The following is a 16,156-nucleotide window of genomic DNA, read 5'->3' on the forward strand; positions in this document are numbered from 1 at the left end:
TTTTTTCTTACTTAAAGTAATTGACTCCTGCTTCAAACAGCTTTTGATCCTTTTCGCCAGGAACGTTTTTAACTACATTATTTCCTATTCTCTCCGAGTGTCCCATTTTACCGAGAACTCTTCCATCCGGACTTGTTATCCCCTCTATAGCCTCAATAGAGCCATTGGGATTAAATCTTATGTCATAGCTGGCATTACCGTCAAGATCTACATATTGCGTAGCTATTTGACCGTTCTTTTCAAGGGTTTTCAATAGCTCCTGGCTTGCCACAAATCTTCCCTCTCCATGGGATACGGCTATAGTATGGATATCCCCAACTTTTACATTGTTAAACCATGGAGACAATACTGACGAAATCCTTGTATTTACCATGCACGAAACATGTCGGCCAATAGTGTTAAAGGTAAGGGTCGGACTTTCCTCAGTCAAGTCCCGGATTTCACCATAGGGAACTAATCCTAGTTTTATAAGAGCCTGGAATCCGTTGCAAATACCGAGTATCAGTCCATCTCTCTCTTTCAGCAAACGCATAACGGCATCCTTCACCTTAGGATTTCTAAAGGCAGTAGCAATAAACTTTCCGGATCCGTCCGGTTCGTCTCCACCGCTAAAGCCGCCAGGAATCATTATAATCTGCGAATTATCAATCATTTTTGCCATTGAATCTATGGACTTATCTATTTCAGCAGGTGTTAAATTCTTAATAACAAACACTTCAGGTTTCCCTCCGGCTCTCTCAAAGGCTTTTGCCGTATCATACTCACAGTTGGTCCCCGGAAAGACCGGAATGAAAATTCTCGGTTTTGCATAGGAAACTTTCGGTCTTGAAGTGTTCCTTATCTCATATCCGTACTGTTTAGGTCTTCCCTCAACAATCTCTGTCTTTGTCGGGAATATTGACTCTAGCGGTTCTTCCCACTTTTCAATCAAATTCTTTATACTCATGCTTACACCATTTACATCAATAGTGGCTCTAGCCTGAGTGTTACCCACCAGTTCATAGTCAATACCTTCAAATAACTTGTCCAAATCTTCATTTTTGTCTATTTCAAGAAGTATGGAACCGTATTCCGGTGCAAACAGCTTGTTAACCGGTATATTTCCTTTAGCTGCAAATCCGATCATATTTCCGAAGCTCATTTTACTGATAGCTTCCGCAAGGCCTCCCGACCTTATACTTTGCGCCGCCAATACTTTTTCTTTCATTATCAGCTCATTTATCCTGGTGTAATTTTTGTCCAAAGCTTCAAAATCCGGCAATTCGTACTCATCCCTCTTTAAACGCACCAGAACAACATTGCTGTCGGTCTTCTTAAATTCAGTGGAAACAACATTTCTCACATCTACAACATTCACAGCAAACGAAACCAATGTAGGCGGAACGTTCATATCCTTAAAAGTTCCAGACATACTGTCTTTTCCGCCAATTGCCGGAATTCCCAGTTTCATTTGAGCATAGTAGGCACCCAAAAGTGCACTGAACGGCTTACCCCAACGTTTTGGGTCTTTGCCCAGTTTTTCAAAATACTCCTGAAGTGTAAGCCTTATAGTTTTGTAATCCCCTCCCATTGCAACTATTTTTGCTACCGATTCAACCACCGCAAACACAGCGCCATGGAAAGGACTCCATTTTGCTATTGAAGGATTGTATCCATAGGTCATTAACGTACCGGTGTTTGTATCTCCATCCAATACCGGAATTTTTGCTGCCATTCCTTCAGTGGGACTTAACTGATATTTTCCGCCAAAAGGCATCAAAACAGTTCCTGCGCCTATAGAAGCATCAAATCTCTCAACCAATCCTTTCTGGCTGCATATATTTAAATCCCTCAACCTGTCTTCCCATATCTGCTCCAATCCTTTGAAATCATCTATGTTTTCCGCCGCTTTAAAATAAGATTTATCGGAAGGTGCTGTTACAAATACGTCGGAATACTGCTTGACCCCATTTGTATTTAAAAAGTCCCTGCTAATACTTACTATGGTCTTGCCCCTCCAGGACATGGTCAGCCTCGGTTCTGCAGTAACCACAGCAACGGTAGTTGCTTCTAGGTTTTCCTCCCTTGCCGCCTTGATAAACCTGTTGACATCTTCTTTTGCCACAACAACCGCCATTCTCTCCTGTGACTCGGATATAGCCAGTTCTGTACCGTCCAAACCTTCATATTTTTTAGGTATCAAATCCAAATTGATGCTAAGACCGTCGGCCAATTCACCTATAGCTACCGACACTCCACCGGCACCAAAGTCATTGCACTTTTTTATCATTGTACTGACAGAAGGATTTCTAAATAATCTCTGTATTTTTCTTTCGGTGGGAGGATTACCTTTTTGTACTTCTGCCCCGCAAGTAAGCAAAGACTCTTCGGTATGTTCCTTTGAAGACCCGGTTGCACCTCCACAGCCATCACGGCCTGTCCTTCCTCCTAAAAGAATAATAACATCACCGGGTTCAGGCCTGCTTCTTACAACATTTTTCTTAGGTGCCGCACCGATAACTGCACCAATTTCCATTCTCTTGGTCACATAATCTTCGTCATAAATTTCTGCCACTTGGCCGGTAGCAAGGCCTATTTGATTTCCATAAGAACTGTAACCTGCTGCAGCTCCCGTTGTAATTTTCCTCTGAGGCAGCTTGCCGGGTAATGTGTCTTGAATACTTCTCCTGGGATCACCGCTTCCGGTAACACGCATAGCCTGATAAACATATGCTCGTCCTGAAAGCGGGTCCCTTATTGCTCCTCCCAGACAGGTTGCAGCTCCACCGAAAGGCTCTATTTCTGTAGGATGGTTATGAGTTTCGTTTTTAAACATGACCAGCCACTCTTCGTTCCTTCCGTCCACATCCACATTAACCACTATACTGCAGGCATTAATTTCATCCGATTCGTCAAGATCATTTAAATATCCCTTTTTTCTAAGCTCTTTCATCGCTATTGTCGCAATGTCCATCAGACAAACATCTTTCGGTTTGTCTTCATATACAAAACGTCTTGACTTAATGTAACTATCATAGGCATTCTTTATGGGTGTAGTGAACACTCCGTCTTCAATCTCAACTTTTGCAATATTGGTCAGAAATGTCGTATGACGGCAATGGTCAGACCAATAAGTATCAATAACCTTTATTTCAGTATAAGTAGGATCTCTTTTCTCGGTATCCCTAAAATAAAGCTGGCAAAATTTAAGATCTTCCAAAGACATAGCCAGTCCCATTTCATCCATAAAACTCTCAAGCTCTTCAGGACTTTTGTTAATAAAGCCTGTCAAAACCTTTACATCCTCAGGCATATTAACCTCAACATCCAATGAATCCGGTTTCTCCATAGAGGCTTCCTGACATTCAATCGGATTAATCAAATAACCCTTAATTCTTTCAAACTCACTGTCGGATATTTTTCCATCGAGAATAATAAGCTTTGCAACTTTTATATTAGGCCTTTCGCCATGGGTAAGTATCTGAACGCATTGAGCTGCAGAGTCAGCTCTCTGGTCATATTGCCCCGGCAAATATTCAATAGCCACAACTCTGCTATTCTCATCAATATCTATTTTTTCATCAAACACCTCATCAACAGGCGGCTCTGAAAATATTGTCCTTTTCGATTTTTCAAACTCTTCGTCGGATAAGCCTTCAATGTCATACCGATTTATAATTCTTACATTTTCTAATGTTCCAATTCCCAAGTTATATTTCAAGTCACGATACAGACTTTTGGCTTCCACATCAAAACCCTTTTTCTTTTCTACAAAAACCCTTCTTACAACACTTTTCATATTTTTCCCCCTCAAAACTTTTTCCTTATCAATAGAACCTTGCAATAACCTTAATTGTCAATATCATTATATTATGTTATAATCAATAAGTAAAATTAATAATTTTAATATTTATTATAAGAGGAACTTATGGATATCAATTTTGAGCTGTATAAAATATTTTACTATGTTGCAAAAAACAAAAGCTTTTCCGACGCTGCTGCAGAACTTCACGTATCACAATCCGCCATAAGCCAGGCTATTAAAAATCTTGAAAAAAAGACAGGTTCCCAGCTTTTTTACAGAAAAACCCGGGAAATTAAGCTGACTTATGAAGGCGAAATTCTTTTTAAACACGTGGAACAAGCCTATAATTTTATAAAGACAGCCGAAAACAAGCTATTAGAGTCTCAAAATCTTGAAAATGGCGAAATAAGAATCGGAGTCAGTGATACCGTATGCAAATATTATCTGATAGACCCAATTGGCAGATTTATTCAAAAGTATCCCAAAGTCAAAATTCAGGTTATTAACAGAACCTCCCGTCAGATTCTGAACATATTAAAAGAAGGTATAATTGACTTCGGAATAGTCACTCTCCCGGTACACAGCAAAGGCATAGCAGTTGAAAATTACCTGTCTGTAGAAGATATATTTGTAGCTTCAAATAAATTCATCGAACTTGCAAATAGACGAATTTCGCTCACGGAATTATCGTCCCATCCCCTTTTAATGCTTGACAAAAACAGTTCCACCCGGCAAAATTTGGACTCTTTCTTTCAAAAAAAGCAGCTTAATCTGGTTCCCGAGATAGAACTTGAAAGCATTGACCTCTTGCTTGAATTTGCAAAAATAGGCTTAGGAATTGCCCATGTTTTAAAAGAAAGTGCTGTCCCATTTATAAATAAAGGCGAATTGTTCGAAATAAAGCTGAAAGAAAAGCTGCCACCCAGAAAGCTGGGCATAGTCACCATGAAAAATATGCCTCTATCAAGAACTTCCAGTGAATTTATCAACTTCTTAAGAAAAAAGAAATTATATAATTAAAGTAATTAAAATAATTAACGAATTTTATTTATTTTTTTCAGATAGTTAATGATAATACGTTTTAATTGGACTTTTTATTTACATTATCGATTAAATTGTGATACGATAATTTTAATTATATTTTTTTTGTATATAATATGTAAACAGGAACATTAATTAGAGCATCTGAATTAATGTATATAAATTGCTTCAAATGTGATGGGAGACTGCAAAACGATTTTTAACTGTACATTTGCATAAGCTTGATTTAATTATAAATACGAAAGGATGGTTGTATGTCAGAGCAAATTAAGCAAATCGGCATGAGAATCAAGGAACTTCGTGAAATTTCCGGCCTTTCCGCAGAGTCTTTGGCAAAAGAACTGAATATCTCTATCGATATCTATCTCGAATATGAAAGCGGAAATGCAGATATACCTGTAAGCTTCCTTTATGCAGTTGCCAATAAATTAAATGTTGAGCTTGCCGAAATTCTCACCGGAGATGCACCAAAACTTCATACATATTCTGTCGTACGTAAAGATAAAGGCGTAAGTGTTGATAGAAGAAAGCAATACAAGTATCAGAGTCTTGCTTATAATTTCGCCAATAAAAAAGCTGAGCCCTTTATTGTAACCGTTGAACCCGATTCGGACGATACGGTGCATTACAACTCCCACCCCGGACAGGAATTTAACTATGTCATCGAAGGAACATTAAAAGTAATAATAAACGGTCACGAAATTATTCTCAATGAAGGTGACTCATTATACTTTGATTCATCGGCAAACCATGGAATGAAAGCCATGAATAACAAAACTGCCAAGTTTTTAGCAATAATTTTATAATGGAGGTTTTATGTAAAATGCTGGAGAAATATCTTTCCCGTATAGATTTTGATTCCTATGAGGATTTTGTTGAAAATTTCAAAATAAACGTACCGGACAATTTCAATTTTGCCTATGATGTTGTGGATGAAATTGCTGCTAAAAGTCCCGACAAGCTAGCAATAGTATGGTGCGACGAAAAAGGTAATGAAGCTACCTTTACTTTCGGGCAGTTAAAATACTACAGTGATAAGGCAGCAAACTTTTTCACTAAAGTCGGTATCGGCAAAGGCGATCCGGTAATGCTGATTCTGAAAAGGCGCTATGAGTTCTGGTTTGCTATATTAGCGCTCCATAAGATCGGTGCAATATGTATTCCTGCAACTCATCTTCTGACTGCAAAAGATATTATTTATAGAAATAATGCGGCCGATATAAAAATGATTGTTTGTGTAGGTGAAGATGAAGTTATAAAACATGTTGAAGAATCCATGTCCCAATCTCCTACCCTCAAGGCCGTCGCGCTTGTAGGCGGTTCAAAGGAAGGCTGGTATGATTTCAATAAAGAAGTTGAAGAAGCTTCTCCTGAGTTTGCAAGACCTACAGGAGACAAGGCAACTACCAACGATGATATAATGCTTTTATACTTCACATCGGGTACTACCGGTATGCCGAAAATGGTAAGACATAATTTTACATATCCATTAGGTCACATTATAACTGCAAAATACTGGCAAAATGTTGAAGATGGAGGTTTACACCTCACCGTTGCAGACACAGGCTGGGCAAAAGCAGTATGGGGTAAAATATACGGACAATGGCTGGCCGGAGCTGCGGTTTTTGTTTATGACTATGACAAATTTGTACCCAAAGATCTCTTAAATATTATCTCCAAATACGGTATTACAACTTTCTGCGCACCTCCTACCATATATCGATTCTTTATCAAGGAAGACTTATCTAAATTTGACTTAAGTAAATTGAAATATTGTGTTGTAGCCGGGGAACCGTTAAATCCCGAGGTGTACAACCAGTTTTATAAAGCAACAGGCATTAAATTAATGGAAGGTTACGGTCAAACCGAGCTTACCGTTGTATTGGGTACATTCCCATGGATGGAACCCAAACCGGGTTCAATGGGTAAACCATCTCCCGAATACGAAGTTGATATAGTGGACGAAAACGGAAAATCTTGTGAGATTGGTGAAGAGGGACAGATAGTAATAAGGACCGGAAAGAACATACCAGTAGGTATGTTTGGAGGATATTACAGAGATGAAGCTCTGACTAAAAAAGTTTGGCATGACGATGTTTACTATACCGGAGATATGGCCTGGAAAGATGAAGACGGTTACTTCTGGTTTGTGGGAAGAGCCGATGATGTAATTAAGAGTTCCGGTTACAGAATAGGACCTTTTGAAGTTGAAAGCGCCCTTTTGGAACATCCAGCTGTATTGGAATGTGCTATAACAGCAGTACCGGATCCAATCAGAGGTCAGATTGTAAAAGCAACGGTTGTACTTACCAAAAACTATACTCCCAGTGATGCACTGGTAAAAGAGCTTCAGGACCATGTAAAAAAAGTAACCGCTCCTTATAAATATCCAAGAATCGTTGAATTTGTGGACGAGCTTCCAAAAACCATCAGCGGAAAAATCCGCAGAGTTGAAATACGTGAAAGGGATGCCTAAGGAACTTCATACGTTGAAAAATTTACTTTAATTAGCCTATAAAAAATACCTTTTCTTCAGTTGTTTACGCAACCAAAGAAAAGGTATTTTTTTAACCTTTTCCTATACCCCCTGGGCAAGTTTTGAAAGGATCAAGTTGCTTCTTTCAATAAATTTGTTCATGGCATCAGGCTCTAAGTGTTTATGGCTCATCAGCGCCAAGTCGTAAATATGTTCACAAATAAGCTGAACGTCTTCTTTTCTGTCTTCTTTTTCTTTCAGACTTATCAGCGAGCGTATTAAACCGTTGTTTCTATTTAAAACCAAAGTCTCATCATTGTTGTCATATAATCCGCCCCAATTAAAGCCGCTGTAATTTCTCATCATTTCCTGCATTCTTCGGGATTGTTCCGATAAAAGTATCATGGCCGGCACTGATTCTGACTTTAAGGCCTCAACCTGAACTTTCAACTTATCATTATTTAAGCTGCTCTTAAACAGCTTTTCCAAGCCTTCGGACAATTCTTTTACTTCCTTGTCATCCTTGTCCTCAGTATTTTTTAAGCTGTCACTAATGTCTGCATCTATGCGAAGGAATTTAACATCCTTTTCTTCCATCTCAAGGAACTGAATGAAGTGGGTGTCAATTATTGTGGAAAGATTAACTGCTTCCAATCCCTGTTCTCTGAACAATTTGATATATTGAGCCTGCTGTCTTTCATCGGTAAAGTAGAATACCTTGTTCTCATGCTTTTCCTTATTCTTCTCCAAATATTCCTTCAGGGTTACATACTCGCCGTTGATAGTCTTGAATATAAGTATTTCCTTGACCTTTTCATAAAATTTCTTATCTTTGATACATCCGAATTTAACAAAAGGATTTATATCGTCCCAGTATTTATTATAAGCCTCCCTTTCTTTTTTAAACAAGGAAGTCAGTTTGTCCGCAACCTTCTTTGTTATATGGGTAGATATCTTTGAAACATAGCCGTCATTCTGCAAAAAGCTTCTGGACACATTAAGAGGAAGATCCGGACAATCAATGGTTCCCTTCAGCAGCATTAAAAATTCAGGAATAACTTCTTTGATGTTGTCCGCTACAAACACTTGATTATAATATAACTTTATCTGACCTTCCAGGGTATCGAACTCATTTTTCAATTTCGGGAAATACAAAATACCCTTTAATCTGAAAGGATAGTCCATATTTAAATGGATCCAGAATAAAGGCTCACTAAAGTCAAAGAACACCTTCCTGTAAAAGTCCTTATACTCTTCATCGGTACAATCTTTAGGATTTTTCAGCCACAAAGGATTTGTATCGTTAAGAGGTTTCGGTTCTTCAGCCTTGTCCTTTTCCTTATCCTTCCTCTTGTCCTTTTTCTCATTGGCATCTTCCAAGTACAATTCATAAGGTAAAAATGAGAAATATTTAACAAGTACTTCCCTTACTTTGAAAACATCAAGAAATTCTTTGCTGTCATCAGCAATATAAAGAGTTATGGTAGTACCTCTCTCACTTCTGTCCGATTGGCTCATTTCAAACTCAGTACCACCATTGCTTACCCATCTTACTGCTTCAGCACCTTCCTGGTAAGAAAGAGTGTCAATCTGAACCTTGTCCGCCACCATAAAAGCCGAGTAAAATCCCAGACCGAAGTGTCCTATAATCTGGCTGTCATCAGCTTTGTCTTTGTACTTTTCAACAAAATCCTTGGCTCCGGAAAAAGCAATTTGATTTATATATTTGTCCACCTCATCAAAAGTCATACCCAGTCCGTTGTCTATTATCTGTATGGTCTTTTTGCTTTTATCAACAACTACTTTTATGTAATACTTTTCATCATCACTGACCTTTGCTTCCCCAATGGCTACAAGCTTTTTGAGCTTGCTTATTGCATCACTTCCGTTAGAAACCAGTTCGCGCAGAAAAATATCTTTTTCGGAGTACAGCCACTTCTTTATTATTGGAAATATATTTTCCGTATTTATAGATATTGTTCCACTTTGTTGGTTCATTGAAACTCCCTCCTGACCAAATTTTGCTTTGTCAATACCAGATATAATTTTCTAAATTATATATTACATTCCGCCACAAAAATTTGTCAAGATAATTTTAGCACTCACCAAACGTGAGTGCTAATAACATAAATTTACTTTATTTATAATAAAAAAGTTTACTCTCCTTTTCTACACTTTGGACAAAGTCCATATACTTCCAGTTTATGACCCGTTATATTGAAATCGGTAGTATTGACCAAATCCTTTTCAAGAGATTCAATGGGACAAGTATTTATAGGTATGGATTTATAGCAATTAATACAAGTTATGTGATGTTTATGACCTTCCAAAGCAAGTTTATACCTTGCTCTGCCATCGCTCATTATGTATTTGTCCAACATACCTTTGCTCTCCAAAAGGTCAAGGGTTCTATAGACAGTAGAAAGATTGGTTGATGAACCGGATTCCTTGACATTAAGAAATATTTCTTCTGCCGACAGAGGTACTTCAGTCTTGGTAAGAACTTCTATAATTATTTTTCTTGATTTTGTATTTTTGCATCCGATTTGTGAAAGTATTGTATCATAGCTTGGATTATTTTCCATATAAATTCATCCTTTAAACCCATTGTTATTTTTATTTTACTTTATACCTTCCCACTTTTCAACATCTCTAAAGGGAGAATCGGACACACAAAAAAAGAATCACTTTTCAAATTTTAAAGCAATTTCCTTAAACTCTTGCAACTATTTCAATAAAAATAAACACCAGCCCGCCGCAAAAAATTGCATAGGCAAAGGGAAATTTCCCGGTATCCTCCTTTCTGTCAAATTCCGTATAAGGTGTTATATGTAATGTTAGCAGCACTGACTTTAAATAGTTGTACAAATGCAAAAATCTTTCCTTTGCATTTTTCCTTATAAGAATTATTACAAATGCTATTATTCCACCTGAAACAAATGAATATGCCATAATTTTAACAACATCTCTTAATCCAAAAACAGCACCTAATGCACTGAATAGTTTTATATCGCCTGCTCCAAGCATTCTTAAAGCATATAATGCAAATAGCAAAACAATGGGAATAATAATTCCGAGAAGTGAGTCTCTCAATCCTTCATATCCTGAAAAAATTAAATTTGTCAACAAACCTGCAATTATGAAAGGCAAAGTAACTATGTTTTTTATTTTTCGGCTTCGGATATCACTTTTCAGCGCTATAATCAAAAGAACAATGCCTTCAATATAGCTTATTGCTATTTTAGCCACCGTCTTCTCCCCAATCTTTCACATTACTATAAATATAAACTCACTATTGGCTAAAGTTATACGGTCGTTGTTTTTTATCTCGTATTCTTTATTGCTGTCTATCCTCTTACCGTTTATATAGGTTCCGTTTTTTGAATTAAGGTCTTTTAAATAATAACACCCATCCCGTGTGATAATTTCGGCGTGAACCTTCCCTATTGCATTGTTTGTATGTACATAGTCAACTTGTCCTTCAAGCCTGCCGATAATAAAACTTGGTTTATTAATAATAATTTCTTCAATCCCGTCATCTTTAATGACTTGAAGCCGTGCGTGTTTTACATCAGAACTATCCAATAGTATCGTCTCATTTACATTGCCGCTTATTTTAATAGGAATGGACACAGAATTTTCTGAAATTTTACTTTCATTCATTTTATTTTCATTGGCAATAGCTCTCCTTGTATTGGGAATACTTTGCTCATTTTGTTTTTTTGCTGGTTTCGGTATTTTTTCAATAACCTTAGGCACACTATTTCTTCCTGTGTTTTCTCTTCCATTGTTATCTCCAGCTTTACTTTGCAAATTTTTCTTGTCGGAAAATTTTATTTTCAAAATATTTTTCCACATAAAATAGCTAACGGCAGCACCCACTAACAAAAGTCCTATAGCGGTACTAATCTTATCATTGCCGGTAGAATCAAGTTTTCCCGAAAAAAACAGGAACAAAACAATAATTGCTATTACAGTCTGAATTACTGCACCTACAATAACATTTGGATTTCCTGAAAAGCTGCTTACAATGTTTTTTTCTTCTTTACCGCCATCATTTTTTCTAAATTCAGATTTTGACTGTCCATAATTTGAAGAAACATCCTTCTTAGTCTCCCTGCCTTCAACAGCTTTTGGCTTGGGTATTTCAATCTTAAACCTGTTTTCTTTCAAATCTTCCTCTTTCTTCTGCTGTACTTCTACATTTTCAGCAGTTTGCTCCTTCTTTTGAACTTCATTGAACTCATTTGATTCTTTTTCCTGTTTTCTGGCAAGCCTTTTCATCTCCTTTAAAAACTTATCAAACTCTATTATGCTAAAGGTATCTTTTTTAAGAAAGTTCAAAAACTGCTGCAAAAAGCCATCGCTATCTTCCTCATAAATATTTGCACTATAAACCACAAAATTTATAGCAAAGTTTTTCAAAGCTTTGGTTATATCAATATCTAACCTTATCGGTAAATACACCATGGAAATACATTTTGTATCCGGATTTATGTAAATATATTCTTCATCCAATATAAAAGAATTGTCCGAAAGCAAATATCCTTTAGAGTTTAAAAGTGTTTTTACTATACCTGAAAAAATATCGAGAAATTCGTTTTTGCTGAGCTGACTGCGCTTTAAGTATTGGGATAAGGACAATTTGGAAGTTATATTGTAATATATGTTAATCCTATCGTTATTTCTTATTATATCAAAAGGTAAAATATGCTTATTGGGATTTTTGGCCAGCATATTCACTTGAAATTCTATTATTTTTTCATCTTTGGAGGTGCTGGCCACTAAAAAGCTTCCGGTAACACCGCTTTCGTAAGAAAACGCAAATCTGTCTCTAATGGCATTTTCCATAGAAAAACTTCCTCCCTTTAAAGGCATATCTATTTATTTATATCGGAAAATTTTTCTAAGACTTAACAGAGATTCGGAATAGTTTCTCTTACTCAATCCTTAAGTGCTTTCAAGACAAATCTTTCAATATGCCTATAAAACTTTCAAGCCTCTTTCCATATCAAAAAGAAAGAGGCTTGAAAATTTTAATTAATATCTGAAAATTCTCTACATTTATAATGCTAACTATTGCTAGAAACATGCTGCATAGCAGATTTCATTGCATTTTCCAAAGGCATGTATCGCCCTTCAGTCCATGCAGTATTGAAGTCTTCAATATCTAAACTTGCCTGAACCTCTACAAAACGTCTCCTGTAATCATCGGCATCATCCTTCGAAACAAGCTTGCCAACGGATTCAAACAATTTATCCGCAGTTCCGAAAAGCTTTGCAGCATCAATAATTTTGCCGCCATAGGCTGCAAGGGCTGCAACCCCTCCCAGAATAAGCATTGAAAATAAAGCATTCCTCTGGTTATACTTAAAAAATACTTCCAGACTCTTTTTATACATTTCCCTTGCCTTATCGTAATTTCCCTGGTACATTTCCAATTCAGCCATGTTTCTGTATATCCACATTGTTTCCCCGTTATCATTTGCCTCAAGAGATATAGCAAGGCTTTCATCATACAATTCTTTTGCCAGTTTAAACTCACCCTGACATCTTGCTATTTCTCCCAAATCTTTTAAAGAACTTGCCACAAAGCTTTTATACCCCATTTCCTGTGCAAGCTTCAAACATTCTTTATAGTATTCGGTTGCCATACTGAAATTCCGCTGTGAACGTGCCAGTTCTCCAAGACATTTAAGGGTTCCTACCTTTCCTGTCTTATCCTTAAGCTCTTCACAGACAATAAGATGTTCTTTGAATAATCTTTCCGCATGTTCGTAATTACCTTTACCTCTGGCCAGCCGTCCCAGCCTGTTAAGTGCAGTTGAAATTCCTCTTTTGTCTCCCAGCTGTTTGCATATCTTCAGGCTTTCATTCGAATATTTTTCAACTAGCTTGAAATCTCCTTCATAATACTTAACATAACAGAGATCCTGCAAAATAAGTACTACTCCCTGCTTATAATCGGTCTCTCTGAACAAAGACAGGCTTCTGTTCCACAAATCGTCGATTCTACTTTGATCAGCATAAACATAATAGCCCCAACCCAGTTTATGTAAAATAAACGCCTCACCAATACTGTCATTATTCATTTTGCTAATTTCAAGGCCAGTGTTCAACAATTTAATTGATTTGTCACAATCGCCTTCCAATTGGACCAGTCTGCCAAGCCAATGATAAATCATGGCAAATTTCCTTGACTTTAAACTTCCGGTATATCTTTTGACAATGCCATTCATTATCAATATGCCTTCACTCCACCGTCCTCTTAATTCCCAATATGCCCCCAAACCGACTGCCAGATCTACTTCCAGTTCTATCTCTCCGTTCTTTCTTGCCCATTCGATAGCTGCCAAAATATTTAAGTATGAGTGTTCAAGTCTGTTAAGGTACATATACTGTTCCGGTCCGCTCATATTTTCCGCGACCTCTTCCACCAAGGATTTATAATAGTAGGCATGCTTTCGCTCTAAAGCAGTCTTTTTGCCGCTTGACTGCAAACGCTCCAATGCAAACTCGTGAATAGTCTCAAGCATTTCAAAACAATATTCCTCTTGGCTTAAACTTTTGGTTACATTTTTTATCAAACTCTTATCCAAAAGGGAAAACAGACATTCCTCAGTACTTACAGTCAAATTCAGCTCTTCGCCCATAATCTTCTCAACGGCATCCTTGGTGAAACTTCCCACAAACACTCCTAAGCCAACAAACAACTTTTGTTCATCTTCATTTAATAAGCTGTATCCCCATTCAATTGTGCTTCTTAAAGTCTGATGCCTTGAAGGCATGTCTCTCGGCCCATTGTTCAGCCATTTTAAACGGTTTCTGCTTTGTTCCAGCATTTCCGCCAATGAAATTCGACCGACATTTGATGCCGCCAGTTCTATTGCAAGAGGAATTCCGTCCAAACGGGCACACAACTCTGCAACCAGCCCTATATTTTCTTTGGTAAGAACAAAGTTATACTGGACAGCCTGTGCACGGGAAACGAACAAAGCTATTGCCGCTTGCTGCATCATTTTTTCCAAACTGTCTCCCTGTTCAAGCTCAGGAATAGCCAAAGGCGGTACATTAAATACATGCTCCCCGGAAACATGCAATGCTTCCCGGCTGGTTACCATAACCGTTACCAGCCTCGCATAGGCAAGAAGTTCTGCTATCATCGGTGCGGCAGCAATAACCTGCTCAAAATTATCCAGAATAATTAATCTATGTTTATCCTTAAGAGCACTTTTCATCGCGTCCAAAATGGATTGTCCGGATGTTTCAACTATATCCATTGCTTTAGCAATTGTTGAAATTACCAGATCGGGTTTTGTAACTGAAGCAAGGGATACGAAAAACACTCCGTCTTCAAAATCATGCAGTCTCATAGATGCCACCTGTAATGCCAGGCGTGTCTTTCCAATTCCCCCCGGCCCAACAAGAGTAATTAACCGGCTTCTATCCAAAAGCATACTGATTTGGCTTATTTCAGTTTCTCTACCTATAAAATCGGTCAAATAAGCCGGCAAGTTGTTTTGAGGCATTTTTCCGAATTTATTGAGCCTTTTATCCAGTTTAATAGCTGAATAATTAGGTTCAACCAACCATTTATGTTCTCCATTTTTCTTAATTGTTCCGTTTTCTATCAAATAGGATAAACTTTCACTCAAAAGTTTTGGATATCCCATTGTCTGCGTATATAACCAGTCCAAAAAGTCAGCAGGCGGATCCCAGGACAAAACACTTCTGATAAATATGTTGACACCTTTTGGTGAAAAAGGTTTTATATAAATGGTATCCATAAGCTGTACATCCAGATACTCAAAATTTCTTACAGTGTCAGGTTCGGAAGAGTAAACCAAGCCGAAACAGGGAAGTTTTTTTCCTATTATACAGTTTCTCAAAAGATTTAATGTCGCATGGTCAACAAAAGCTAAATTATCGAGAACAACTATAAAACCTGATTTCTTTTGATTTTCAATTTTTTTTGATATCAAATCCTCAAATTCTTCGGTATTAAACTTTGAAAAATCAAACTCCTCATTCTGTACATCTATAAAAAGTCCATAGGCCTTGGATTTCAACTCATATTTTGCAGTAAGAAACAAGACTTCGAAATTTCCCATTTTAGCCGCCGATTCAACTTTTGACAAAAAACTGGTTCTTCCGGAACCTTTAGGGCCAATAACACTCAAGACTCCTCTTCCGTTTTCCGGTAACAGTTCCAAAAAAGAATTAAGCTTGGATATGGCTTCATCCCGTTCAATGAGCCGTGACATCTTATTAAATACTATATCATTTTTAAATTTAGAGGTTTCTCCTACCACCTGACCACGGCCTCTGCGCTTGGCTTCATAACAACGCTGATCTGCTATATTGAACATATCTTCTGCACTCAAAGCGTCATCGGGGAAACTTGCAACACCGATACTTAGCGAAATATTAAGTGGAGGTTCACCTGAAAAAGGAACCATTCGGATTTTATCCAACAGCCGACTTGAAAGATACAATGCTTGTTCTTTGTGGGTATTCATCATAAGCAGTACAAATTCATCCCCACCATATCTGAACAATATGTCCGATTTTCTCATTAATGAATTCAATCGATTTACAAAGGTTTTTAATACCTGATCCCCACGCATGTGTCCGTAAGCATCGTTTATGCTTTTAAAATAATCTATATCTATCAAACACAAAGATAGTGGTATACCATATCGAGAACATCTTTCAATTTCATCAGGAAATTGTTCATCTAATAATGCGCGGGAATACGCTCCTGTCAGGGTATCATGTATTGCAAAATCTTGCTGCATTTTATTGAATGAAGACGATTCTTGCATTGTGCACCCCCCTTATTCGGCTAATATCGG

General features: G+C 37.4%; 9 protein-coding genes. 3 read left to right on the top strand and 6 right to left on the bottom strand.

Going from position 1 to position 16,156, the window contains the following annotated elements:
• Positions 1–7 precede the first annotated feature (7 nt).
• Positions 8–3,778 (bottom strand): phosphoribosylformylglycinamidine synthase, encoded by a 3,771-nt coding sequence (locus CLOCL_RS12640; protein WP_014255721.1) that lies wholly within the window; start codon positions 3,776–3,778, stop codon positions 8–10.
• Positions 3,779–3,907: 129 nt separating this feature from the next.
• Between CLOCL_RS12640 and CLOCL_RS12645 the strand changes: the two genes are divergently transcribed.
• The 3 genes from CLOCL_RS12645 to CLOCL_RS12655 all read left to right on the top strand — a co-directional run bounded on the left by CLOCL_RS12645 (position 3,908) and on the right by CLOCL_RS12655 (position 7,301).
• Complete coding sequence (locus tag CLOCL_RS12645) at positions 3,908–4,804, top strand: LysR family transcriptional regulator (protein WP_014255722.1); 897 nt, start codon at positions 3,908–3,910, stop codon at positions 4,802–4,804.
• Positions 4,805–5,079: 275 nt separating this feature from the next.
• On the top strand, positions 5,080–5,631 hold the full coding sequence (locus CLOCL_RS12650) for a helix-turn-helix domain-containing protein (RefSeq protein ID WP_014255723.1): 552 nt from the start codon (positions 5,080–5,082) through the stop codon (positions 5,629–5,631).
• A gap of 17 nt (positions 5,632–5,648) precedes the next feature.
• Positions 5,649–7,301 carry an AMP-binding protein gene (locus tag CLOCL_RS12655; protein ID WP_014255724.1) on the top strand — a complete coding sequence of 551 codons (1,653 nt, stop codon included), beginning with the start codon at positions 5,649–5,651 and terminating at the stop codon, positions 7,299–7,301.
• A gap of 102 nt (positions 7,302–7,403) precedes the next feature.
• Here the strand turns inward: CLOCL_RS12655 and htpG are convergent, their stop codons facing one another.
• The 5 genes from htpG to CLOCL_RS12680 all read right to left on the bottom strand — a co-directional run bounded on the left by htpG (position 7,404) and on the right by CLOCL_RS12680 (position 16,126).
• The gene (htpG, locus tag CLOCL_RS12660) at positions 7,404–9,299 is read right to left on the bottom strand and encodes a molecular chaperone HtpG (RefSeq protein ID WP_014255725.1); all 1,896 of its coding nucleotides are present in this window, start codon (positions 9,297–9,299) and stop codon (positions 7,404–7,406) included.
• Between the two features lie 158 nt (positions 9,300–9,457).
• Positions 9,458–9,886 (bottom strand): Fur family transcriptional regulator, encoded by a 429-nt coding sequence (locus tag CLOCL_RS12665; RefSeq protein WP_014255726.1) that lies wholly within the window; start codon positions 9,884–9,886, stop codon positions 9,458–9,460.
• 127 nt (positions 9,887–10,013) lie between these two features.
• Positions 10,014–10,550, bottom strand: a complete 537-nt coding sequence (locus CLOCL_RS12670) for an A24 family peptidase (RefSeq protein WP_014255727.1) — start codon at positions 10,548–10,550, stop codon at positions 10,014–10,016.
• Between the two features lie 18 nt (positions 10,551–10,568).
• On the bottom strand, positions 10,569–12,152 hold the full coding sequence (locus CLOCL_RS12675; protein ID WP_014255728.1) for a DUF6382 domain-containing protein: 1,584 nt from the start codon (positions 12,150–12,152) through the stop codon (positions 10,569–10,571).
• A gap of 221 nt (positions 12,153–12,373) precedes the next feature.
• Positions 12,374–16,126 carry a diguanylate cyclase gene (locus CLOCL_RS12680; protein ID WP_014255729.1) on the bottom strand — a complete coding sequence of 1,251 codons (3,753 nt, stop codon included), beginning with the start codon at positions 16,124–16,126 and terminating at the stop codon, positions 12,374–12,376.
• Positions 16,127–16,156 lie beyond the last annotated feature (30 nt).

Origin of the sequence: Acetivibrio clariflavus DSM 19732 (genome assembly GCF_000237085.1) — a bacterium.
GTDB lineage: Bacteria > Bacillota > Clostridia > Acetivibrionales > Acetivibrionaceae > Acetivibrio > Acetivibrio clariflavus.